Raw genomic sequence first — 23,333 nt, 5'->3', positions numbered from 1 at the left:
TAGTCCTTCCGCACTATCTGTTCTAGTGTGAAGGGGTCCGGGCATGCCGGACTGTTTGGGGTTACGAAGGCGTACAGGAGCTACTACCATGCCGTTGAATAAAAGAGTCCTGGCCATTGTCCTCGCGGGCGGCGAGGGAAACAGGCTAATGCCACTGACGGCAGACCGGGCGAAACCTGCAGTGCCTTTTGCCGGCAGTTACCGGCTGATCGACTTTGCGCTGTCCAACCTGGTGAATTCACGCTACCTGCAGATCGTGGTCCTGACCCAGTACAAGTCCCACAGCCTTGACCGCCACATTTCCGAGACCTGGCGGATGTCCACGCAGTTGGGCAATTATGTGGCGTCCGTGCCGGCGCAGCAGCGCGTCGGCAAGAGCTGGTTCCTCGGCAGCGCCAACGCCATCTACCAGTCCCTGAACCTGATCCATGACGCCAACCCCGACATCGTCGTCGTGGTTGGTGCGGACCACGTGTACCGCATGGACTTCGCCCAGATGGTGGAGCAGCATGTGCAGAGCGGCGCCAAGGCCACTGTGGCCGCCGTGCGCCAGCCGTTGAGCATGGCCAACCAGTTCGGTGTGATCGAGGTGGACCAGGAGGACCCGCAGAAGATCGCTGCATTTGTGGAAAAGCCCGCCACAACTCCTGGCCTGGCCGCTGATCCCACCCAGTTCCTGGCTTCCATGGGCAACTACGTTTTCGACGCCGACGCGCTGGTGGATGCCCTTCACGTGGACGCCGAACGGCTCGACACCAAGCACGACATGGGCGGGGACATCATCCCCTACTTCGTCAGCCAGGGTGACGCCGGAGTCTACGACTTCACCCTCAACGACATCCCCGGCTCCACGGAACGCGACCGGACCTACTGGCGCGACGTCGGCACCATTGATTCGTTCTACGACGCCCACATTGACCTCATCTCCCCGTTGCCTGTGTTCAACCTCTACAACTCTGAGTGGCCCATTTACACGCGCCAGAGCATCTCCCCGCCGGCCAAGTTCGTCCGCGGTCAAAACGACACCGTGGGCACCGCCCTGGACTCCATCGTGTCCAGCGGCGTGGTCGTCTCCGGCGGCGTCGTGGAGGGCTCCGTCCTGTCCAACGACGTCTTTGTGGGGAACGGCAGCAGGGTCATCGACTCGGTCCTGATGGACAAAGTGATTATCGGCGAAGGTGCCGTGGTCAACCGGGCCATCCTGGACAAGAACGTTAAGGTTCCGGCCGGCGCCGCGATCGGCCTGGACCATGACCTGGACCGCGCCCGCGGGTTCAAGGTGACGGAATCCGGTATTACGGTGCTCGCCAAGGGCCAGCAGGTGCCTGAGCCCGGGGACGCGGAACGTGCGCTCGCCGCTAAGAACCTCCACCTGGTACCGGATGCCGTCAAGGCAGCCACGGCCAACTACCCCGAACTCCGCGAATCAGTCGAGCAGGCCGCTGCGGTCCACGCCCAATCAGCCTCGCAGGCCGCAGCCGGCAGCCGCAAGGGCTAAGCGAAGTACTGGCAGGCCTGGCCGGGCTGCGAACCCGGCGGCACGGTCAGGCTGGATCTTCGCCAGGCTGTAAAATCGGTACAATGAGCTCCCCCGATCTGACGCCTGAGGAAATCCAGGCCTGCCTCAAGGTTTTGAACACCATCCACGTCTACGACGAGGAACACCCCGACTATGTCTCGGTGCGCCGTGCCACCGGGAAGATGTTCAAGGCCGTGAAGCGTCACCGCCGCGTCACCAAGCGGGACCTGATCTCCGAAGCCGACCGGGCCGTCATCGCCCAGACGGCAACGGCAGCACCGGACCGGATCGACGACGAGACCCAGGGCAACAAGCTGGAGACCTCGGCGACGGGCAAGGTGGCCGGGCACCTGATCCGTTCCCGCCCCTGCTATATCTGCAAGAAGCACTACACGCAGGTGGACGCTTTTTATCATCAGCTGTGCCCGGAATGCGCCGCCTTCAGCCACAGCAAGCGGGATGCCCGCACCGACCTGACAGGCCGGCGTGCGCTGCTCACCGGCGGGCGGGCCAAAATCGGCATGTACATCGCGCTGCGCCTGCTCCGGGATGGCGCGCACACCACCATCACCACCAGGTTCCCCAAAGACGCCGCACGCCGTTTTGCGGCAATGGAAGACAGCAGCGAGTGGCTGCCCCGGCTCCGCATCGTGGGCATCGACCTGCGCGACCCGTCACAGGTGATGGCCTTGACGGATTCGCTCAACGCCGCGGGCCCCCTGGACATCATCATCAACAACGCCGCCCAAACGGTGCGCCGATCCGGCAACGCCTACAAACCCCTGGTGGACGCCGAGGACGAGCCGCTGCCGGCAGCGCTGGAGCCGGCCAACGGCGGACCGGAACTGGTGACCTTCGGCCACGCCCACGACAAACACCCCCTCGCCCTGGCGAGCAGTGTCACGGATCACCCGGTTCTGGCCGGCGACGCCATCACTTCGCTGGCGCTCTCCACCGGCTCGGCCTCGCTGGAGCGGATCGCCTCCGGAACAGCGATCGACGCCGGCGGGCTCGTCCCGGACCTGGCTGACATCAACAGCTGGACCCAGGTGGTGGACGAGGTTGACCCCCTGGAAATGCTGGAAGTCCAGCTCTGCAACGTCACGGCCCCGTTCCTGCTGGTCAGCAGGCTCCGGGACGCCATGAAGCGCTCCACAGCGCACCGGAAATACATCGTCAACGTCTCCGCCATGGAAGGCCAGTTCTCCCGCGCCTACAAGGGCCCCGGGCATCCGCACACCAACATGGCCAAGGCGGCCCTGAACATGATGACCCGGACCAGCGCCCAGGAAATGCTGGACGCCGACGGGATCCTGATGACAGCGGTGGACACCGGCTGGATCACCGACGAACGCCCGCACTTCACCAAGGTCCGGCTTATGGAAGAGGGCTTCCACGCACCCCTGGACCTGGTGGACGGCGCCGCCCGCGTCTACGATCCGATCGTGATGGGCGAAAACGGCGAGGACCAGTACGGGGTCTTCCTCAAGGACTACAAGCCCAGCCCCTGGTAGGACGGACGCTGTCCTCTCCGGTGCGTTGGGCGTAGGCTCGGCGGCATGAGCAGCGAAGCAACGTCCACCGGGTCAACGTCCAGCGAACCAACGTCCAGCGAACCAACGTCCCAGGTCCAGAACCTGGAACACCACGAATGCTGGGCCCTGTTGCGGACGGTTTCGGTAGGCAGGCTGGCCGTCCTGGTGGACGGCCAGCCTGACATCTTCCCCATCAACTACACGGTGGACGGCGGAACATTAGTGTTCCGCACCGGCGCTGGAACCAAGCTGGCCGCCGCCTCGGGAGGTGCCGCTGTGGCGTTGGAGGCCGACGGCGTGGATGCCGTCAGCGGCCTGGCCTGGAGCGTGGTGGTCAAGGGACCGGCAAAGGTCATCACAGGAACCGAAGGCATCCTGGACTCCGCAGCCCTGTACCTCTTCCCATGGCAGGCCGGGAAGAAAGACACCTTTGTCCGGGTGAGCCCGGGAACAGTGACCGGGCGCCGGTTCAAAGTCACCGCACCCATGACCTGGTGGACCCAGCTCAGCGGAGCGGCCAAGGCAGCCCCGGAGTAGTCCTGGGCAGGACGAGGAAACGCCCCCGACTGCCTAAGCGAGGCGGGTGATTTCCACGCTCACGCTGAGCGCCGATCCGCCGCCGCCGGACAGGATGCCCTTCAGCGGTGGTACGTCCCGGTAGTCCCGGCCCCTGGCGACGGTGACATGGTAGTCCCCTGCCGGCTTGTGGTTCGTAGGATCCCAGCTGCGCCACTCGCCGTCCCAGAACTCCAGCCACGCATGTGACTGGCCGGCGACTGTCTCGCCGATGGCCGCCGTCGACCGCGGGTGCAGGTATCCGGAGACGTACCGGGCGGGAATGCCGCAGCTGCGCAGCGCGCCGATGGCGAGGTGCGCGAGGTCCTGGCAGACGCCCTGCCGCTGTCCCCACGCTTCCTCGGCGTTGGTGGTAACCGCGGTGGAACCGGACATGTACGTCATCTCGCCGCGCATCCATTCGAAGATGGCCATGGCGGCCTCGTGCGGGTTCTTGCCCTCCACGACACCTGGAATGATGCCCAGTACCTCGTCACCGGGACCGCTCAGCTGGGACTGCGGCAGCCAGTCGCTGAACGTATTCAACGATTCCTTCGATGCCAGGACGTCCCAGCCGGCGATGTCTGCGTCAGCCGGGATTTTTTCCGCCCGGTGCACTTCAACGGTGATGTTGGAAACGACCTCAAGGTGGTCGTGCGGCATCTGCATGTCGAAGGCGGTGACCCGCGTGCCCCAGTAGTCCCGGTAGTTGCTCACGGCCGCCTGCGTCGGCGAGACCTTGAGCACGGATTCAAGGACCACCTGCTGGGGGTCGGTCAGCGGCGTCATGCGGGCTTCGTTGTACGAGAGCGTGACGCGCTTGTTGTACTTGTAGGCCGTGGTGTGGATGATGCTCAGCCGGGTCATGAAACTTCTCCCACCCAGGCGAGTTCGTCTGCCTGATTGAAGTATTTACGGGAAATGGCGTCCGAGGCCTGCGAGACGGCCTTCTGCACGCGTTCCATGTGCTCGGGCAGTTCGGACATCAGATCGTCCGTCCGGTGGAACTCTAGGAACGTACGGGCCTGGCCCACGATCCGGCGGGCGTCGTTGATGAAGCCCACGCGCTGCGCCGAAGGGTCCAGCTTGGCGAGGCACTCATCAGCGTCGCGCAGGGCGTAGACGATGGACCGCGGGAACAGCCGGTCAAGCAGGAGGAACTCGGCGGCGTGCTGGTCCCCGAACGCGGCCCGGCGCGTCCGCAGGAACGACTCATAGGCCCCCGCGCACCGCAGCATGTTGACCCAGGACATACCTGCAGAAAGGACATCCCGGGTGGAAAGCATCCGCGCCGTCATGTCCGCGCGCTCCAGGGACCGGCCCAATACCAGGAACAGCCAGCTTTCGTCATGGCTCACCGTGGTGTCGGCCAGGCCGCTGACCATGGCCGTCCGTTCCAGCGTCCAGTTGCAGAAGCGGTACGTCCCCACCACGTCCTTGCGGTGCTGGCTCAGCCCGTAGTAGGTGGTGTTGAGGCTTTCCCACAGGCCCGAGGACACGGTCTCGCGGGCACGGCGGGCATTCTCGCGCGCGGCTCCCAGCGACCCGGCGATGGAGGTTGCGCTTGTTTTGTCGTACGCCAGCGCATGGAGGAGTTCGGGCAGGCCGAAGTCTTCGCTCTGCGGCCGGGCGCCCATCACTGCGAGCAGTTCCTGGGCCACCCTGCGGCGTTCGTCCATGGGGAGGTGGTTCAGGCGTTCCAGGTGCACGTCCAGGATGCGGGCGGTGCCGTCGGCCCGCTCCACGTAGCGTCCGATCCAAAATAGGGACTCAGCAATACGGCTAAGCATTCGCGGTGACCTCCTGCGCGTCCGAAATCTGTGGGGATGACCCCGTGAACATTTGTGCCGGTTCGATGGCCCGGCTCACTGCTGCTGCTCCGACTGGCGGTCGCGCCAGTTGCTCTCCACGGGCCAGACGGATACCCGCTCGCGGATGGAAATGGTGGGCCGCGGAACAGTTTCCACCGGCACCTGGGGCGAGTCTGCCAGCACCCAGGTGTCCTTGGAGCCGCCGCCCTGGCTGGAGTTCACAATGAGGGAGCCTTCCTTGAGCGCCACCCTGGTGAGTCCGCCAGGAAGTACCCAGACATCGTCGCCGTCGTTGACGGCAAAGGGGCGCAGGTCCACGTGCCGCGGGCCGAACTTGTCCCCGCCGAGCGTTGGCACGGTGGAAAGCTGCAGGACCGGCTGGGCGATCCAGCCTCGAGGGTCAGCGACGACCCGCTTGCGCAGGGCCTCGAGTTCATCGTTGGAGGCGTCCGGCCCGATCACCAGGCCTTTGCCGCCGGAGCCGTCCACGGGCTTCACCACAAGCTCAGCCAGGTTGTCAAGGACGTATTCCCTGGAGTCCTTCTCCTCCAGCCGGAACGTATCCACGTTCGCGATGACGGGCTCCTCGCTGAGGTAGTAGCGGATGAGGTCCGGAACGTAGCTGTAGACAAGTTTGTCGTCGGCCACGCCGTTGCCCACGGCGTTGGCGATGGTCACGCCGCCGGCCCTGGCGGCGTTGACCAGCCCCGGGCAGCCGAGCATGGAATCCGAGCGGAACTGCAGGGGGTCCAGGAACTCGTCATCGATGCGTTTGTAGATCACGTCCACGCGCTGCTCACCGGCCGTGGTGCGCATGTAGACGCGGTTGCCGCGGCAGATGAGGTCGCGGCCTTCGACGAGCTCCACGCCCATCAGGCCGGCCAGCAGTGTGTGTTCGAAGTAGGCGCTGTTAAAGACGCCGGGGGTCAGCACCACAACCGTGGGATCGTCGACGCCGGCGGGCGCCGTTTTGCGCAGCGCGGACAGCAGCCGGCGGGGGTACTCTTCGACCGGCCGGATGAGCTGCTGGCCAAACGCTTCGGGCAGGCCCTTGGCCATGGCCCGCCGGTTTTCCAGGACGTAGCTGACGCCGGACGGCACCCGCACATTGTCTTCCAGGACGCGGAAGGTGCCTGCGGCGTCGCGCACCACATCGATGCCGGAGATGTGCACTCGGACTCCGCCGGACGGCTCGAAGCCGTGCACCTGGCGGTGGAAGTGGGCGCTGGTGGTGACGAGCTGGCGCGGGATGACGCCGTCCGCCACCACATTCATTTTGTCGTAGACATCGTTGAGGAAGGCTTCCAAGGCCCGGACGCGCTGCGCCACGCCCTTTTCCAGCACGGTCCACTCATCGGCGGGGATAACGCGGGGGACGATGTCGAGCGGAAAAGGCCGCTCCTCCCCCGCGAAGTCAAACGTCACACCGCGGTCCAGGAAGGTCCGTGCCATGGAGTCCGCCCGGGCGCTGACGTCAGCGAGGGAGAGCTTGCTAAGGGCATCGGCCACCTGGCCGTACGACTCGCGTGCTTCCTGGCCGGGGGCGAACATCTCGTCGTAGGCGCCGGTACGTTCGGCGGCCTCGGAGTAATCCTGAAATAGGTCTGACATGTCCTTTAGCCAACCATCTTTTTGTTTCGAAATCATTACCGCCATCCATTGTGGCGTGTTGCAGGGAGGCAACGGCGGTTCGTTGAATCCGTGTCCTATCCGGCAAGGTTAGTGAGTGCCAGAATCAAGTAATCCCGGGAGCTCCGGCGAGGGCGGGAACAGCGGCCTGAGGGCCCGCGTGCGTGACGCGACGATACGTTCCGGCAGGCTCCTGCCCGGCCTCCTGACGGCCACCCCCGCGCTGGCCGTGGCCTTCGCTGTACATGCTGTGGTGCCGGCCCTGCCCGCCATGACCGTCGCGGTGGCGCTGGGCCTGCTCGCCGCGAACCTGCCCGGCACGGCGGTGTGGATCGCCGGACGGGCGCGTCCGGGCCTGGACTTCGCGGGCAAGCACCTGATGCGGGGCGGCATCGTCCTGCTGGGCCTCAAGGTGAGCATCATGGACATCCTGGGCCTCGGCTGGCTGGCCATGGTCCTGATAACGGGCGTGGTGCTGCTGAGTTTCGGCGGCACCTACCTGCTGGTGCGGCTGTTCCGGCTGCCGCGTGAGACCGCGCTGCTGGTGGCAACCGGCTTTTCGATCTGCGGGGCGTCCGCCATCGGTGCCATGGCGGCCGTGCGGCGGATCCGGCATGCGGATACTGTCCTGCCGGTGGCGCTGGTGACACTGTGCGGCACGCTGGCGATCGGCATTCTGCCGCTGCTGATGCATCCCCTGCAGTTGAGCCCCCTCGCTTTCGGCGCCTGGACGGGTGCGTCGGTGCACGACGTCGGCCAGGTGGTGGCCACGGCGCAGACCGCCGGCACCGCAGCACTGGGCATCGCCGTCGTCGTTAAGCTCACCCGAGTGCTGCTCCTGGCACCGGTGGTGGCCGTGGCGGGCGTGCACCACCGCATGAGCACGTCAGGACAACATGCGCTGCCGCCGCTGGTGCCCCTGTTCGTGGTGGGGTTTGTGGCCATGGTGGCGCTTCGGTCCACGGACTGGCTCTCGGACGGCTGGCTCGACGCCGGTGCGGGGCTGCAGGACATTCTCCTGGGAGCGGCGCTCTTCGGGCTCGGGTCGGCCGTGCGGATCCGCACGCTCCTGCACACCGGAGCGAGGGCGCTGCTCGCGGCGCTGGCGGCCTGGCTGCTGATCGCGCTGCTGGGCCTGGCAGCGGCCCTGCTGGTGACGGCCTAGGCCGGCAGCCGGATGGGGACCGGCACGCCCGGGTCCCGTGATTAGATAGCTGAGTGTCACATGAGAATCTGCAGCGCGATGAAGCCGCTCAACGGTCAGCCCTGATCAGCACCCACAGTTACGACGTCTCCCTGGATGTGCGGCAGGCAGCAGACCCGGACGTGGCGGGCTACATCAGCCGCAGCGTTATCCACTTCTCCGCCGCCGTGCCGGGCCAGGGGCAGGTGGCGTCTACATTTCTGGATTTCATCGCCGGTGAGGTCCACAGTGTGTTCCTCAACGGCCAGGCGCTGCCCGTGGCCGACGTTGTGGACGGTTCCCGGATCCGCCTGGACAACCTGCAGGCAGAGAACCAGGTCACCGTCACCGGCACCGCCCTATACAGCCGGTCCGGTGAGGGCATGCACCGCTTTGTGGATCCGGCTGACGGCCAGTGCTACCTCTACACGCAGTATGAGCCCGCCGACGCCCGGCGAGTGTTCGCGAACTTTGAACAGCCTGACCTCAAGGCCGAGTACACATTCCACGTGATGGCACCGTCCGGCTGGGAGGTGGCCTCCAACGGCGTGGAAGCGGCCCGGACGCAGCTGACCAGCGATCCGGCCACCAGCCGCTGGGACTTCGCCACCACCCGCCCCATGTCCACCTACATCACCACAGTGCTCGCCGGGCCGTACTTTAAAGCCCAGGACCACTGGAGCGCCACGCTCGACGACGGCACGCAGCTGGAGGTTCCGCTGGCGCTGTACTGCCGGGCTTCCATGGCGGAATCGTTCGATGCCGCGGAGCTCTTCAGGCTGACCAAAAACGGGCTGGACTTCTTCAACCGGCTTTTCGATTTTCCCTACCCCTGGGGAAAATACGATCAGGCCTTTGTGCCCGAATACAACCTGGGCGCGATGGAAAACCCGGGGCTGGTCACGTTCACCGAAAGCTACGTGTTCACATCCCGCGCCACCGACGCGCAGTACCAGGCCCGGGCGAACACGCTGATGCACGAGATGGCGCACATGTGGTTCGGCGACCTTGTCACGATGCAGTGGTGGGACGACCTGTGGCTGAAGGAGTCCTTTGCGGACTACATGGGTACCCTCGGTGTGGACCGTGCCACGGACTGGGAGACAGCCTGGGTGAACTTCGCCAACAAGCGCAAGGCGTGGGCCTACGTCCAGGACCAGCTGCCCACCACCCACCCGATCGTTGCCGACATCCCTGACCTTGAGGCCGCCAAACAGAATTTTGACGGCATCACCTACGCCAAGGGCGCGTCCGTACTCAAGCAGCTGGTGGCGTACGTCGGGTTCGATGCTTTCATCGCCGGCTCACGGCAGTACTTCCGCGATCACGCCTACGGAAACACCTCACTGTCGGACCTGCTGAAGGCCCTCAGCGCTGCTTCCGGTCGCGACCTTGCCGGCTGGGCTGCCGCCTGGCTGCAGACCTCCGGCATCTCCACAGTGTCGCTGGAGACGGAAACGCACGACGGCGTCCTCGGCGCCGTAACGATCGTCCAGGCTGCAGTGGACCCCGTTACCGGACGGGAGCAACTGCGGCCGCACCGGCTGCGCGTGGGCTCGTACAACTTCGATGCCGACGGCGACCTGGTCCGCACCTGGAGTTTCGAAACGGACGTTGCCGGAGCGCGGACAGAGGTCCCGGAGTTGGCCGGGCAGCCGCGGCCCGCCCTCCTGCTCGTCAACGATGATGACCTGACCTACGCAAAAGTCCGACTGGACCCGGTGTCCGAGGAAACAGTTTTGGCATCCCTGGACCGCATCACCGATCCGATGGCCCGCGCCCTCTGCTGGACCGCGCTGTGGAACTCCGCCCGCGACGGGGAAAGCCCGGCCTCCCGCTACGTGGAGGCCGTGACGTCGTTCGGCCCGTCCGAAACGGGAGTCGGCGTGCTGCTGAACATCCTCGAGAACGCCGCCACCGCCGTCGAACGCTACACCCCCTTGGCCCAACGCGACGCGGTGCGCGGCGCCTTCCTGGCGGCGGCCGACGCCCAGCTGGGTAAGGCAGCGCCGGGCTCGGACCACCAGCTGGCCTGGGCGCGGACGCTCGCCGCCGTCAGCCGTCATGACGCTACCCTCCTCCCCCGGCTGAGGTGCCTTCTGGACGGCACGGTGGTGGTGGACGGCCTGGCCGTGGACGCCGAGCTGCGCTGGAGCTTCTGGCACGCCCTGGCGGCCAATGGGCAGGCAACCCCCGAAGACCTGGACGCAGAACTCGAACGCGACACCACCGCTTCGGGCCGGGCGGGCCACGCCACAGCCCTCGCCGCCCGTCCGGAGCCTGGTGTGAAGGCCGCCGCCTGGCCCTCTGCCGTGGAGGGGACGGAGCTGTCGAACCAGCTGCTCAGCGCCACCATCGTTGGATTTGCCACCGCCTCTGCTGCCCTGCTGGAACCCTATGTGGAGCCGTACTTCGAGTGCCTCCGCGGTGTCTGGGACAACAGGAGCATTGAAATCGCCAGCCGGATCGTCCGGGGGCTCTATCCCCTGGCGCAGGATCTGCCGGCGGGGACCTTGCCTGCGGAGCACGCCGTGGTGCTCCGCACGGATGCCTGGCTGACGGCTAACTCTGACGCGCCGCGGGCGCTGCGCCGGATCATTGTGGAGCAGCGGAACCACCTTCTGACGGCGCTCAACGCACAGGCTCTGTAGATCACCCGGCAAGGCTCTTACGGGACCCGGTGCAGCCAATCCTCGGCGCCGAACTTGGTGGTCACCCGGTCCCGGGCGGCAGTGAGCTCGGCGGCAGTGAGTTCGGACGAGGTCGCCGCGTAGCGTTCGGTGAACACTTCCATCATGGCCGCGATGATCTCCGTGCGGGTCAGCCCGGTCTGCCGGCGCAGCGGATCAACCCGCTTCTTGGCGCTGCGCGTCCCCTTGTCCGAGAGCTTCTCCTTACCGATGCGCAGCACCTCGACCATCTTGTCGGCGTCGATGTCGTAGCTCATGGTGACGTGGTGCAGCATGCCGCCGTTGGCCAGGCGTTTCTGGGCGGCGCCGCCGATCTTGCCCTGGTCCGTGGCGATGTCGTTCAGGGGCACGTAAAACGCGGTCACCCCGATTTTCTCGAGGGCGGCCATCACCCAGGCGTCGAGGAATGCGTAGGAGTCCGCGAAGCTGATCCCGTCCACGAGCGTCTGCGGCAGGTACAGGGAGTAGGTGATGCAGTTGCCGGCCTCCATGAACATGGCTCCGCCACCGCTGATCCGGCGGACCACGGTGATGCTGTGCCGGGCGACGCCGTCGGGATCCAGCTCGTTGCGGAAGGACTGGAAACTGCCGATCACCACGGACGGTTCCTCCCAGTCCCAGAACCGCAGGGTGGGGTTGCGACGGCCGCCGCCCACCTCTTCGGTCAGCACCTCATCCAGCGCGACGTTGATATGCGTGGGCAGTACCGTGGGGGCGATGATGTTCCAGCGGTGGTCGGTCCAGGCCGTGGCCTTCGCCAGCGCGCGGCGGACCGTGACGGCCACGGCGTCGGCCGAAAAGCCGAACAGGACAGCGCCGGGCGGCAGCGAAGCGGTGACGGCCGCGGACAGCTCCGCCACGGTCGTGCTTTCCGGAAGTCCTGTCAGCGCCCGGTTGATGGCAGGCAGCGTCTCGTCGGGTTCGAGGAAAAAGTCGCCGCTGAGGGAGACGTCGGCGAGGACACCGTCCACAACGTCGAAATCCACCACCACAAGTTTGCCGCCGGGGACTTTGTACTCACCGTGGTGGCTGAGGGGGCGGTCTTCAGCGGCAAACGGCGAGGCAGTCATGCCACCCATCCTGCCCCACGATCAGGGCTCCCCGAAACGACAAAACCCCCGGACGCAAAAAGCCCGCACCGTTGCCGGTGCGGGCTTTCCAAAGAACCTTGGGGGGTGAAGTGAATTACTTCGCGCCGCCGAAGCCCTTGAAGCGAGCGTTGAAGCGCTCGACGCGGCCTGCAGAGTCCATGATGCGCTGCTTGCCCGTGTAGAACGGGTGGGACTCGGAGGAGATTTCGACGTCAATGACCGGGTAGGTGTTTCCGTCTTCCCACTCGATGGTCTTCTTGGAAGACACGGTGGACTTGGTCAGGAACTTGACGCCGGAAGCCAGGTCGTTGAAAACAACAGCTTCGTACTTCGGGTGGATATCAGACTTCATAATGGGGCCTTTGTTCGCACAACTGGATTTTGCCAGCTGCCAGGTATGAATGGGATGGCTGGTGTCTGCTTCACTGCCGCAAGACAGAAAGCGCAGGACAGCCAGCTGTTAATAATAGCTGATCAGCGCGGACCCTGCGAACCGCGGGGCCGGAGTTCCCAGAACGCCACGGCGGAGGCCGCCGCCACGTTGAGGGAGTCCACGCCGGCGCGCATGGGGATCTTCACGGCGAGGTCGACGGCGGCAAGCGTCTCGGCGCTCATGCCGGCACCTTCGGTACCGAGCACCAGGGCCAGCCGGTCCGGATTGCGTGCGGCAAGCGCGTCCACGTCCACGGCGTCCCCGGTGAGTTCCAACGCGGCCACGGTGAAGCCGGCTTCCTTAAGCAGCGACAGGTCCTGCGGCCAGGACTCCAGCCGCGCCCAAGGCACCTGGAAGACCGTTCCCATGCTGACCCGGACGCTGCGGCGGTAGAGCGGATCGCCGCAGCGCGGCGAAATCAGGACGGCATCGATGTCCAGGGCCGCGGCCGACCGGAAGATGGCGCCCACGTTGGTGTGGTCCACGATGTCCTCCAGGATCGCGACCCGGCGCGCGCCTGCCAGCAAGTCGTGGAGAGGCACCGGTTCCGGCCGTTGCATGGCTGCCATGGCGCCGCGGTGGAGGTGGAACCCGGTGATCTCTTCGAGCAGGGCAGCGCTGCCAATAAAGGCGGGAACGTCGGGGTAGGCACTGAGGACATCCTGCAGGTCAGCCAGCCATTTCTCCGCCAGGAAGAACGACCTTGGCCGGTGGCCGGCCGCCAACGCCCGGCGCAGGACCCGTGAGGATTCGGCGATGTACATTCCTTCAGCCGGTTCACGGAGCTTCCGCAGGTGAACGTCCGTCAGCTGCGTGTAGTCGGAGACACGGGGATCCCCGGCAGATTGAAGGTAGTGGATTGTCACCGGCTGATTATTTCATCAGGTTGGCGATCATAAAGCCCAGCGCCATCAGGCCGAGGGCAAAGATGACAGTCCGCAGCACAGCCGGGGACAGCCTCCGTCCCACCTTGGATCCCAGGAGGCCGCCGATCGTGGAGCTCACGGCAATCAGGAGCACCACCAGCCAGTTGATCCGGTCAAACGCGAAGAGCAGGTAGGACACTGCGGCCACAAGGTTCACGCCGAGGACCAGGATGTTCTTCATGGCATTGGCGTTCTGGATGGTGCCGGTAAGGAACACGCCCAGAATGCCCACCAGGAGGATGCCTTGGGCGGCCACGAAGTAGCCCCCATAGACGCCGGCCAGGTACACCAGCACGATCAGGAGGATGCCATGGTGTTTGTCCTTGATGGCGTGCTCGGGGTTTTCCTCGCGGTTGCGGACCCAGGCCTGCAGCCGCGGCTGGAACACCACCATCAGCAGGGCAAGGACCAGGAGGACCGGTGCGACGTAGTGGAAGACCTTCTCCGGCAGGTGCAGCAGCAGCCAGGCTCCGGTGATGCCGCCCAGCAGCGACGCCGGGAGGAGCTTCAGCAGCTGCAGGCCGCGGCCCTTGAGCTCGCGGCGGTAGCCCCACGCGCCCGCTGCGGTGCCGGCCACAAGGCCCATCGCGTTGCTCATGGAAGCGACCACCGGAGTGACGCCGAGGGCGATCAGGACCGGGAAGGTGACCAGGGTGCCGGAGCCTACAACGGCGTTGATGGTGCCCGCCCACAGGCCGGCAAAAAACACAAAGATGCTGCTGAGAAGATCCACGGTTGGCGGCGCCGTGGCCTAGCGGCGGGCGGTGGCGGTGTAGCGGCCGGCGTTGACTGTGACGTCGAGTTCCACGCCGAAGGTCTTGCTGAGGTGCTCCGCCGTGAGCACACCCTCGAGGGGTCCGGCCGCCACCACGTTGGATTCACGGAGCAACATCGCGTGGGTGAAGCCAGGCGGCACTTCTTCGAGGTGGTGGGTGACCAGGACAATGGCCGGAGCGGCGTCATCACGGGCCAGTTCGGTGAGGCGGTGCACCAGGTCCTCGCGCCCACCCAGGTCCAGGCCGGCGGCAGGTTCGTCGAGCAGGAGGAGTTCCGGGTCAGTCATCAGGGCACGGGCAATCTGGACGCGCTTGCGCTCACCCTCGGAAAGGGACGCGAAAGCCCTGTTCAGGAACGGCCCCATGCCCCAGTCATTCAGCAGCCTGAAAGCCCGGCGTTCGTCAGCCCTCTCATAGCCCTCACGCCACCGCCCCGTCACGCCGTACGCCGCCGTGACGACTACATTGAGGACCGTTTCGTGCCCGGGAATCTGGTTGGCCAGTGCGGCGGAGGACAGTCCGATGCGGGGCCGGAGTTCAAACACGTCCACGGAGCCGAGGATTTCCTCCAGGACGCCGGCTATGCCGCTGGTGGGGTGGAGACGGGCTGCAGCAATCTGCAGGAGAGTGGTCTTGCCTGCGCCGTTGGGTCCCAGGATGACCCAGCGCTCGCCCTCCTTGACCTGCCAGTCCACCTTGTTCAGGAGCGTCTTAGACCCACGGACAACGCTGACGGCGGCCAATTCAAGAACATCACTCATAGGAGTAGACACTAGGACAAAACAGGGACGGACTGATAACTGAAACGTGGACAGCGACGCCCGTCACAGTCCCGGGCACGGCCCGTCTGCTGGCTGGCCCACGGGTTCGCCATCAACGTGGCGCAATCAATTCGGGCGGCTCTCCCCCGCTGGCTAAGATTGCAGCCATGACTTCGAACGTGACTGCGGTCAGCTATGGCCCAAAATTGACTGCCTCCGGGCTCGACAAGCTGCGCTCCGCCCTGACGGGCAGTGGCGCCACGCTCCAATCCGAATCAAGGGGCGGGGACAGCCGGTTTGAGGTCCACACTGCCGAGGTCGCCGTCGCGGATGGCACGGACGCCGGCATTTCGGCGCTCCGCCGGGCGGTGGCCGAGGCGGCGCAGGATGGCCTGGACACCGCCATCGTTCCCGCTGGCCTTCGTGCGGCTCCGCGGAAGCTGTTGATCATGGACGTTGATTCGACGCTGATCCAGCAGGAAGTCATCGAGCTCCTGGCAGCCTATGCGGGCAAGCGGGAGGAAGTGGCGGCAGTCACCGAAGCGGCGATGCGCGGTGAACTGGACTTCGCGCAGAGCCTCCACGCGCGGGTGGCCGTGCTCGCAGGGCTGCCGGCCGCCGTCGTCGATTCTGTCCGGGCGGAAGTGAAGCTGAGCGAAGGTGCCGCTGAGCTGGTTGCGGCATTCAAGGCTGCAGGCCACGTGGTGGCCGTGGTGTCCGGCGGGTTCAACCAGATCCTGGGTCCCATCGCTGAGGATCTGGGCCTGGACTACTGGCTGGCGAACGAACTTGAGATTGTGGACGGCGCCCTGACCGGCAAGGTGCTCGGTGCCGTCATCGACCGTGCGGCGAAGGAAAAGTACCTGCGCGAGTGGGCGGCTGCAGAAGGAATCGCGATGGAACACACCATTGCCGTAGGCGACGGCGCCAACGACCTGGACATGCTCGGGGCCGCCGGGATGGGAGTGGCGTTCAATGCCAAACCTGCGGTCCGGGCAGTTGCGGACTCTGCGATCAACATGCCGTACCTCGACGCCGTGCGCCACATCGCCGGCGTCTGAGCCGCAGGCTCCGTCCCGCCGGCCGGGTCGAATCAGCCCGGACGATCAGCCTGGTCCGCTCAGCCCGTGGGCGGCGTGTACTGGCTCGCGGTGAATACGGCTCCGCCGGGATCCCGGATCAGGACGGTGCGCGTCCACTCGGTATCGTCCTGCCCCAGGATGTCGGCGCCGAGGCGCTCCGCATCCTCGGCCGTACGGTCCCGGTCTGCGACGGTAAACGTCACGTGCCACTGCGGACGCTCACCCGGCGCCGCGGAGGCAAGCCAGGCAACAGCATCCTCGAAGCCGCGGGGCACGAGGTCGCCCGACTGGCGAGCCCTGATGTTGGGGTCCACGGTGGCCTCAAGGTGATCACCGTATCAGGGGCGGCGGATCATGATTCCGAAGTCCAGGTTGTCGAACTGCCAGCCGAAGGCCGTCGTGTAGAAAGCGACTGCTGCCTCGTTGTCTGTCGTGTAGAGATCACTGAAGTTCCATCCGCCGGGAAGGTTGACGGCTTGGGCACCGAGCCGCTCGCGGGCCTGCCAGATGCGGAGCTCGGCGCCTTCGGGATCTGCCAGTACTGCCTGCACGCCTCCTGAGCCCGCATCGGCAGGGGCCGATTTCAGTGTTGCGCCGACGGAGAGCAGGTGGCGCGCGGCCGCATCTGCTTCGTCGACGGAGACGTAGGTGTTCCACGTGGCGGCATCGGTTCCGGCGCCCGTGATGGCGCCGGCATCCTGGCCGTCAAGGGTGGCTATGACGTACCTGCCGGTGCCGCCGGACGGGGCGGTGTCCTCGAATTCCCACCCAAAGATTCCGCCATAGAAGAGCATGGCGGCCTCCACGTCGGGCTGCTCGGTGTCCACCCAGCACGGAACACCTGCCGGATAGCTACGGCCTGTCACCTCTGGTTGCTGTGCCATTCATAAACCCTAGGCGGCGTTGCCCTCATAGACAACGCCCTCGACAATGCCCCAGACAGACAGACAGACAGACAGACAGACAGACTGGGCTTCGCGACAGACAAAAGCTCCGGGCAGGAGTACTGCCCGGAGCTCGTCGTGGTGATGGGGTTTTGGCGTGGGCAACTACGGCCCTTGCGGGATGCCCGGAACGGCTACTCGGCGCCCTTGCCGAAGTAGTCGGAGCCGCCGGCGTATTCCGTGTGGCCGGATTCGACGTCCGCGGTCGCCATGCTGGCCACAACCTCAGCGAACTCCTCCACGGAATAGAGCTTTCCGGCCTCGGCACGGCGGGCCTCGATGGCGCCCGGGTTCGAGCGGTCCAGCAGCGTCGCCGTGACGGTGCCTTCGATCATGTCGCCGGACACCACCACCAGCGAGATGCCCTTCTCAGCCAGGCTCGGAAGGAGCTCACGCAGGGCGTCCTCGCCGGCACGCTTGCTGCGGGCCACGGGCTCGTATTCGGGCATGGTGGGCACGGAGTTGATGAAGTGGGCCTGGTGGCTGGTCACGAAGACCACGCGTGAGCCTTCCTTCATCAGGGGCACGGCGGCGTTGAGCATGTTGACCTGGGCGTCGCGGTTCAGCTTCAGGGCGTAGTCGTCTGCCATGCCGGACTCCATGCCGCCGGAAGCGTTGAGCACCAGGACGTCCAGCGAACCGAAGTTCTCCATGGCAGCGCTGGCCAGGGCCTGCACGCCTTCCTGGGTGGTGAGGTCAGCGCCCACTGCGGTGGCGCGGCCGCCGGCAGCTTCAATTCCTGCGACCACCCTGTTGGCGCGCGGCGCCTTCTGGCGGTAATTAACTACGACGGCGGCGCCCTCGGCAGCGAGGTTCTTGGCCACTTCAGCGCCGATTCCCCGTGAGGATCCGGTCACAATGGCGGTTTTGTTGTCCAGCAGTCCCATATGGGCTCCTTTGTTTGAAGCGTCTAAATCGCTTGAGGTCTGAAGTCCATCATGCCAGCGCTCGCGCCACAATCGCTTGTATGACCCCCACAAACAAGCCCGGTCACGCTAGTTTCAGTGGCCCATGCCAAGGCCGCCGTCAACGGGAATGACGGCGCCTGAAATGTAGGCCGCCTCGTCGCTGGAGATCCAACGGACCACGTTCGCCACTTCCGTTGCCTCGGCAAACCGGCCGGCAGGAATGCTGGAAAGGTAACCCTTCTGCGTGGCTTCGGGCAGTTCTGCCGTCATGTCCGTGTTGATGAATCCGGGAGCCACAACGTTTGCTGTGATCCCGCGTGAACCGAGCTCTCGGGTCAGGGACCGGGCAATGCCCACCAGACCGGCCTTGGAGGCCGAGTAGTTGATCTGACCCGGCGCGCCATAGAGGCCGGAGACCGAGGAAATGAGGACCACGCGGCCCTTGCGCATCCGAATCATGCCCTTCGAGGCGCGTTTGATGACGCGGAAAGCGCCGGTGAGGTTGGTGTCGATCACGGACGTGAAGTCATCTTCACTCATGCGCATCAGGAGTGTGTCCTTGGTGATTCCCGCGTTTGCCACCAGGACTTCAACAGGACCGTGGGCAGCTTCCACCTCGGCGAAGGCAGCATCCACAGAGGCCTCGTCAGTCACATCGGCCTTCACGCCCAGAATCCCGGCCGGCAGCTCCGACGCGCTCCGGTAAGTCACGGCCACCTTGTCGCCGTTGGCCACAAAAGCCTGCGCGATGGCCAGGCCGATGCCGCGGTTTCCACCGGTGATCAGGACGCTGCGGGCCGCTGTAGCTGCTTCAGACATAAAAACGCTCCGGGATTCTGCGGCATGTGCAGCCGCGGGTAGGACGGGGTGTGATTTTACTGCCTCCGATCTTAGCCCGCGTTTGGGCACCACTGACGATGGTGAGAGAATTGAGGCAAGCCTTTGGAGCGTGATCAATCAGCCGTGACCCTTGAAAACCATGCTGGACAGTCCGTGCCCGGAGATCCCGAAAGGTTCTCTGGGGATTCCGGGGTCCACAGCATTACGGACGCGGCGGCCGCCCACTCGGAGGACATGCGCCAGCGCATGATCAAGTACGCGCTGGCCATGGGAATCCGCATGGTCTGCCTCATCCTCATTTTTGTGGTGGACGGCTGGTTCAAACTCGTAATGGTCGCCGGTGCCGTCTTCCTCCCGTGGATCGCGGTGGTGATCGCGAATGGCAGCGACCAGGCGGAGGTCCACAGCGACTCGCTGCTGGACGCGGCCCCGCTTGCCGAGCTGGATAGCCCGTCCGGGTCGCCGGAACAGGACGGATCCACGTCAGCGGTCATCCAGGGCGAGCTCATTGATGACGACGACGAACCCACGCAAGGACAGGAACGGCGCGCCTCATGAACATTTTTGACCTGGCTGCAGGGACCGCTGGTCCCCCGCCGGCCATGGCGGCCATGTGCTCCCGCAAGGCCTGCCGCTCGGAAGCTTCCTGGCAATTGCTCTGGAACAACCCCAAAATCCATACGCCGGAACGCCGCAAGACCTGGCTTGCCTGCGATGACCACCGTGACTGGCTGGAAGATTACCTTCAGACCCGCGGGCTCTGGAAGGAAACCCTGGTCCTGGATTCGGGGCAGGACACAGGCCGGGCGCCGGTAGGGCAGGACGGCTGAATGTACCGCTTCCTCTTTTCCAGCAAGTGGCTGGGATACCTCCTGCTTGCCGCCATCTTTGCCGCTGCCTGCGTCTTCCTCGGCCGCTGGCAGATGGACCGCCGCGCAGAGACCCTCGCGGAGATCAACCGCGTGGTCACCAACTATTCCGCCACACCCATCTCCTTCGACGAGGCGAGGGACGAGTTCTCCGCCTTGGACCCGTCGAAGGAATGGACCCAGGTGGAACTCCAGGGCACGTATGATCCCGACGGCCAGCGGATTGTCCGCAACCGTCCACTGAACGGGCAGCCTGGGTATGAGGTGGTTGTCCCGTTCAAGCTGGAGACCGGTGAAAGCGTCGTGATCGACCGCGGCTGGCTGCCCATCGGCAACAAGAACCCGGGCAGTCCCGATTCCATCCCGGCGCCTCCCGCCGGACCCGTGACCGCCGTCGTCCGCCTCAAGCACGGCGAGCCGCAGTTGGACCGCGGCGCCCCCGACGGTCAGCTTGCATCCATCGATCTCCCCACTTACTCGGACCAATTGGGCTATCCCGTACTCACCGGCGCTTACGGGCAGTTGGCGTCTGAATCTCCCGCCCCCGCTGACATGCCGTTCCCGTTCCCGAAGCCGGCCACCGAAGAAGGCACGCACCTGTCCTATTCGTTGCAGTGGTTCGCGTTTGGGGTGCTGATGTTCGTGGGCTTTGGGTACGCCGCACGGCAGCAGGCCAGGAATGCCGCGATTGACGCCGCGGACGAGCTTGAGGATGAGGATGGGTCGCGCGATTCAGGCAGCCCGGTGCACTCCGCCGCTGCGGCAGCCCGCCGTCGTCCGCCTGTTGCCCGCAAGCGTAAGAAGGCGACCGCCGAAGAAGAGGAAGACGCCCTCCTGGACGCGCAGGGTTACTGACGCACGTTCTGTCCGTTCAGTTGCGCTCGCCTCGTCGGTTGCGTTCGCTGTGCAACGCGGGTGATTTCCCGCGTGCTGGCTCGTTCGTCTGCAACAACAGCCAAAAGTAGGCGGAGTAGCCCCGGTAGGCCACCCGGAAAAGATCAGGACACTCCTGGACAACTCCCTCAAAGCCCACAAAGTCCTCTGGGCGGGAGCAGGAGACCACAACTCAATGTTCAGCATCACCTACGAAGACCTGCTGCGGATCACGGAGGCAACGGAAATGGCAGTCCGCTAGCTCCGCCAAGGTGAGTGGACTGTCAGCGCAGCGACGCGGTGGATTTGTGTAGCGTGCGTCTAAGCGAGGAACGAGCGAGCACGCGGCAAATCCAGCGCGGTGCTAAGCGGAAGCCGACCGGACGCCGAGAAGGCTAAGCCAGCGTAATCAGGTCCAGGTAGTCTTCGTTCCAGTGGTCCTCGATGCCGTCGGGCAGCAGGACGACGCGCTCGGGGTTCAGCGCTTCGACGGCACCTTCATCGTGGCTCACGAGGACGACGGCGCCGGTGTAGTTGCTCAGGGCCCCGAGGATTTCCGCGCGGCTGGCCGGGTCAAGGTTGTTGGTGGGCTCGTCGAGGAGCAGCACGTTCGCGCTTGAGGCCACGATAGTGGCCAGGGCCAGCCGGGTCTTCTCGCCGCCGGAGAGCACACCGGCGGGCTTGTCGACGTCGTCTCCGGAGAACAGGAACGAGCCCAGGATGTTGCGGACCTCCGCGTCGTTCATGTCCGGGGCGGAGGAGCGCATGTTCTGCAGGACGGTGCGGTCCACGTCGAGCGTCTCGTGCTCCTGGGCGTAGTAGCCCACCTTCAGGCCGTGGCCCGCCACGACCTCGCCGGTGTCCGGCTTGTCGACGCCGGCAAGCATCCGCAGGAGCGTGGTCTTGCCGGCGCCGTTGAGGCCCAGGATAACCACCTTGGAGCCGCGGTCAATGGCCAGGTCCACATCGGTGAAGATCTCCAGTGAACCGTAGGACTTGCTGAGTCCGTCCGCGGTTAGCGGGGTCTTGCCGCAGGGTGACGGATCCGGGAAGCGCAGGGCTGCCACGCGGTCGGTCGCGCGGACGGCTTCGAGGCCGCCCAGCAGACGTTCGGCACGCTTGGCCATGTTCTGCGCTGCGACGGCCTTGGTGGCCTTCGCTCGCATTTTGTTGGCCTGGTCGATGAGGACCTGGGCCTTCTTTTCGGCGTTGGCTCGCTCACGCTTACGGGCGCGCTCATCCGTTTCGCGCTGGAGCAGGTAGCGCTTCCAGTTCATGTTGTAGAAGTCGACCTTGGCGCGGTTGGGATCCAGCAGGAACACTTTATTGACGGTGGCTTCGAGCAGCTCGGTGTCGTGGCTGATCACGATCAGGCCGCCCTGGTGGTTCTTCAGGAACTCGCGGAGCCAGGTGATGGAATCCGCGTCGAGGTGGTTGGTGGGCTCATCGAGGAGCATCGTTTCGGCGTCCGAATACAGGATCCTGGCGAGTTCCACACGACGGCGCTGGCCGCCGGACAGGGTCTTGAGCGCCTGGTTCAGCAACCGGTCCGGGAGGGCCAGGTTGGAGCAGATCGCGGCGGCCTCGGCCTCGGCCGCGTATCCGCCGGCGGCCAGGAACTCGGATTCCAGCCGGTCATAGCGGTTCATCGCCTTGCGCTGGATCTCGGTGTCCTCGCTGGCCATGTCCTCATGCGTCTGCTTGAGCTTGTTGACGGCGATGTCCAGGCCGCGGGCGGAGAGGATGCGGTCGCGGGCCAGCTGTTCCATGTCCGGGGTCCGAGGATCCTGCGGCAGGTAGCCGATCTCGCCGCTGCGGGTCACCTTGCCGCCGGCGGGCTGCCCTTCGCCCGCGAGCACGCGGGTCAGGGTAGTCTTGCCTGCGCCGTTACGGCCGACGAGGCCGATCTTGTCGCCCTTGTCGATGCGGAAGCTCACCTGGTCCATGAGGAGCCGGGCGCCGGCGCGCAGTTCAAGATCCTGGACAGTAATCACAGCAGGTAAGGCCTTTCACAACAGGGAAACGCCGCAGCTCAACGGGTGATGTCTGGAAGCAGCCGGCAGAATGGCCGACAGAACGGCCTTTCCAAGTCTACCGGCCACAGCTTGACCCCATAACCGCTGCACCGCCGTCGTGCGTTGACTCAGCGTTTGTGCCCTGCCGTCAGTCCCGGGCGTCCCGCTTAGTAGGTCCCCTACAAAATGGCGTCCGACGGCGGCCGGTAACGTCAGGATCACCCCCATGCTTCGCTTGTACAACCACGACAGGAACACCCATGAGCCAGACTGACACTGCCGTCAACGGCACCGCTTCCCGCCTCCGGAACCGCTGGAACGCCACCGACCTCGGCCTGATCGCCGTCTTTGCGGCACTCGTTGCCGGCTCCGCCATGGTGCCCGGCATCGCGGCGAACGTGTTCGGCATCCCCATCACTTTCCAGACCCTTGCGGTGATGCTCACCGGACTGATGCTGGGCCCGGGCCGGGGTTTCGCCGCCGTCGGCCTGTACACCCTCCTGGGCCTGGCCGGCCTGCCGATCTTCAGCCAGGGCCGCAGCGGCCTGGGCATCCTGGCCGGGCCGTCGGCCGGCTACATCATTGCTTTCCCCATCGCAGCAGCCGTTGTAGGCTGGTTCGCCACCGTGGTGATCCGGCGGACAACACGTGCCCGGGCGCTGTGGTTCTTCGCGTCGGCGATGGTCACCAGCATCGCCGTCGTGCACACGCTCGGAGTTGCCGGGATCGCCCTGAACACCAAAGCGTCACTGGGTGAAGCCTTCCTCGCAGACCTGATCTTCTACCCCGGTGACGTGATTAAGAACATCCTCGCCGCAGTGATCGCCGTGGCACTGCACCGGGCATTTCCCGACGTCCTGGTCCGCCGGGTGAAGCGGATTAACAACTAGTCC

The 23,333-nt window shown here is 65.4% G+C and carries 23 protein-coding genes and 1 pseudogene; 11 read left to right on the top strand and 13 right to left on the bottom strand.

The features are described from left to right. The first annotated feature begins 88 nt into the window (after positions 1-88). The 3 genes from glgC to NG698_RS02435 all read left to right on the top strand — a co-directional run bounded on the left by glgC (position 89) and on the right by NG698_RS02435 (position 3,591). A complete protein-coding gene (gene glgC / locus NG698_RS02445) occupies positions 89-1,498 on the top strand; it encodes a glucose-1-phosphate adenylyltransferase (protein ID WP_252598810.1) in 1,410 nt (469 codons plus the stop codon). A gap of 83 nt (positions 1,499-1,581) precedes the next feature. Then, a complete protein-coding gene (locus NG698_RS02440; RefSeq protein ID WP_252607957.1) occupies positions 1,582-3,033 on the top strand; it encodes an SDR family NAD(P)-dependent oxidoreductase in 1,452 nt (483 codons plus the stop codon). Positions 3,034-3,078: 45 nt separating this feature from the next. Beyond that, entirely contained in the window at positions 3,079-3,591 is a 513-nt protein-coding gene (locus NG698_RS02435) for a pyridoxamine 5'-phosphate oxidase family protein (protein WP_252598808.1), read from the top strand. Between the two features lie 33 nt (positions 3,592-3,624). Here NG698_RS02435 and NG698_RS02430 read toward each other — a convergent pair whose 3' ends face one another. The 3 genes from NG698_RS02430 to NG698_RS02420 all read right to left on the bottom strand — a co-directional run bounded on the left by NG698_RS02430 (position 3,625) and on the right by NG698_RS02420 (position 7,031). Then, the gene (locus NG698_RS02430; RefSeq protein WP_104061463.1) at positions 3,625-4,476 is read right to left on the bottom strand and encodes a transglutaminase family protein; all 852 of its coding nucleotides are present in this window, start codon (positions 4,474-4,476) and stop codon (positions 3,625-3,627) included. Beyond that, positions 4,473-5,399, bottom strand: a complete 927-nt coding sequence (locus NG698_RS02425) for an alpha-E domain-containing protein (RefSeq protein WP_056339904.1) — start codon at positions 5,397-5,399, stop codon at positions 4,473-4,475. The genes NG698_RS02430 and NG698_RS02425 overlap by 4 nt, the downstream gene beginning before the upstream one ends. Before the next feature lie 75 nt (positions 5,400-5,474). Then, the gene (locus tag NG698_RS02420) at positions 5,475-7,031 is read right to left on the bottom strand and encodes a circularly permuted type 2 ATP-grasp protein (protein WP_252598807.1); all 1,557 of its coding nucleotides are present in this window, start codon (positions 7,029-7,031) and stop codon (positions 5,475-5,477) included. Positions 7,032-7,197: 166 nt separating this feature from the next. Here NG698_RS02420 and NG698_RS02415 point away from each other — a divergent pair, with 166 nt between their 5' ends. Both NG698_RS02415 and pepN read left to right on the top strand, forming a co-directional pair. After that, entirely contained in the window at positions 7,198-8,214 is a 1,017-nt protein-coding gene (locus tag NG698_RS02415; RefSeq protein WP_509908522.1) for a YeiH family protein, read from the top strand. A 53-nt stretch (positions 8,215-8,267) separates the two neighbouring features. Beyond that, entirely contained in the window at positions 8,268-10,883 is a 2,616-nt protein-coding gene (pepN, locus tag NG698_RS02410) for an aminopeptidase N (protein WP_252598805.1), read from the top strand. Between the two features lie 17 nt (positions 10,884-10,900). On the opposite strand, the gene lplAB is transcribed toward pepN, so the two are convergent. The 5 genes from lplAB to NG698_RS02385 all read right to left on the bottom strand — a co-directional run bounded on the left by lplAB (position 10,901) and on the right by NG698_RS02385 (position 14,909). Beyond that, on the bottom strand, positions 10,901-11,992 hold the full coding sequence (gene lplAB, locus NG698_RS02405; RefSeq protein ID WP_252598804.1) for a lipoate-protein ligase LplAB: 1,092 nt from the start codon (positions 11,990-11,992) through the stop codon (positions 10,901-10,903). Between the two features lie 115 nt (positions 11,993-12,107). Then, positions 12,108-12,365, bottom strand: a complete 258-nt coding sequence (locus NG698_RS02400) for a type B 50S ribosomal protein L31 (protein WP_056339888.1) — start codon at positions 12,363-12,365, stop codon at positions 12,108-12,110. Between the two features lie 122 nt (positions 12,366-12,487). Further along, positions 12,488-13,312, bottom strand: a complete 825-nt coding sequence (locus NG698_RS02395) for a TrmH family RNA methyltransferase (protein ID WP_252598803.1) — start codon at positions 13,310-13,312, stop codon at positions 12,488-12,490. A gap of 7 nt (positions 13,313-13,319) precedes the next feature. After that, on the bottom strand, positions 13,320-14,105 hold the full coding sequence (locus NG698_RS02390; RefSeq protein WP_252598802.1) for a sulfite exporter TauE/SafE family protein: 786 nt from the start codon (positions 14,103-14,105) through the stop codon (positions 13,320-13,322). An 18-nt stretch (positions 14,106-14,123) separates the two neighbouring features. Then, a complete protein-coding gene (locus tag NG698_RS02385) occupies positions 14,124-14,909 on the bottom strand; it encodes an ABC transporter ATP-binding protein (RefSeq protein WP_058932497.1) in 786 nt (261 codons plus the stop codon). A gap of 167 nt (positions 14,910-15,076) precedes the next feature. Between NG698_RS02385 and serB the strand changes: the two genes are divergently transcribed. Beyond that, positions 15,077-15,970 (top strand): phosphoserine phosphatase SerB, encoded by an 894-nt coding sequence (gene serB, locus NG698_RS02380; protein ID WP_104061456.1) that lies wholly within the window; start codon positions 15,077-15,079, stop codon positions 15,968-15,970. A 59-nt stretch (positions 15,971-16,029) separates the two neighbouring features. On the opposite strand, the gene NG698_RS02375 is transcribed toward serB, so the two are convergent. From NG698_RS02375 to fabG, 4 genes are all read right to left on the bottom strand, one after another. Beyond that, positions 16,030-16,305, bottom strand: a complete 276-nt coding sequence (locus NG698_RS02375) for a VOC family protein (RefSeq protein ID WP_252607955.1) — start codon at positions 16,303-16,305, stop codon at positions 16,030-16,032. Between the two features lie 24 nt (positions 16,306-16,329). After that, complete coding sequence (locus NG698_RS02370) at positions 16,330-16,875, bottom strand: VOC family protein (RefSeq protein WP_252607954.1); 546 nt, start codon at positions 16,873-16,875, stop codon at positions 16,330-16,332. Positions 16,876-17,069: 194 nt separating this feature from the next. Next, entirely contained in the window at positions 17,070-17,822 is a 753-nt protein-coding gene (locus tag NG698_RS02365) for an SDR family oxidoreductase (RefSeq protein ID WP_252598799.1), read from the bottom strand. 114 nt (positions 17,823-17,936) lie between these two features. After that, positions 17,937-18,662, bottom strand: a complete 726-nt coding sequence (fabG, locus tag NG698_RS02360) for a 3-oxoacyl-ACP reductase FabG (RefSeq protein ID WP_104061453.1) — start codon at positions 18,660-18,662, stop codon at positions 17,937-17,939. Positions 18,663-18,806: 144 nt separating this feature from the next. Between fabG and NG698_RS02355 the strand changes: the two genes are divergently transcribed. The 4 genes and pseudogenes from NG698_RS02355 to NG698_RS02340 form a co-directional block, all read left to right on the top strand. Continuing rightward, the gene (locus NG698_RS02355) at positions 18,807-19,241 is read left to right on the top strand and encodes a DUF3099 domain-containing protein (protein ID WP_252607953.1); all 435 of its coding nucleotides are present in this window, start codon (positions 18,807-18,809) and stop codon (positions 19,239-19,241) included. Beyond that, positions 19,238-19,513: a hypothetical protein gene (locus NG698_RS02350; RefSeq protein WP_058932504.1), complete on the top strand. Its 276-nt coding sequence runs from the start codon at positions 19,238-19,240 to the stop codon at positions 19,511-19,513. The genes NG698_RS02355 and NG698_RS02350 overlap by 4 nt, the downstream gene beginning before the upstream one ends. Further along, positions 19,514-20,407, top strand: coding sequence for an SURF1 family cytochrome oxidase biogenesis protein (locus NG698_RS02345; protein WP_252598797.1), 894 nt, complete (start codon positions 19,514-19,516; stop codon positions 20,405-20,407). It abuts the gene before it with no gap. Positions 20,408-20,510: 103 nt separating this feature from the next. Further along, positions 20,511-20,687 (top strand): annotated as a pseudogene (locus tag NG698_RS02340) (YbaK/EbsC family protein); the annotation flags it as partial. 133 nt (positions 20,688-20,820) lie between these two features. Here the strand turns inward: NG698_RS02340 and NG698_RS02335 are convergent. After that, the gene (locus NG698_RS02335) at positions 20,821-22,419 is read right to left on the bottom strand and encodes an ABC-F family ATP-binding cassette domain-containing protein (RefSeq protein ID WP_252607952.1); all 1,599 of its coding nucleotides are present in this window, start codon (positions 22,417-22,419) and stop codon (positions 20,821-20,823) included. Between the two features lie 281 nt (positions 22,420-22,700). On the opposite strand from NG698_RS02335, the gene NG698_RS02330 reads away from it, so the two are divergent. Further along, positions 22,701-23,330, top strand: a complete 630-nt coding sequence (locus NG698_RS02330; protein ID WP_252607951.1) for a biotin transporter BioY — start codon at positions 22,701-22,703, stop codon at positions 23,328-23,330. Positions 23,331-23,333 lie beyond the last annotated feature (3 nt).

It is taken from the genome of Pseudarthrobacter raffinosi, from assembly GCF_023913735.1.
Lineage (GTDB): Bacteria > Actinomycetota > Actinomycetes > Actinomycetales > Micrococcaceae > Arthrobacter > Arthrobacter raffinosi.
The sequence above is the reverse complement of the archived record's forward strand: the minus strand, read 5'-3'. Positions and strand labels throughout refer to the sequence as shown.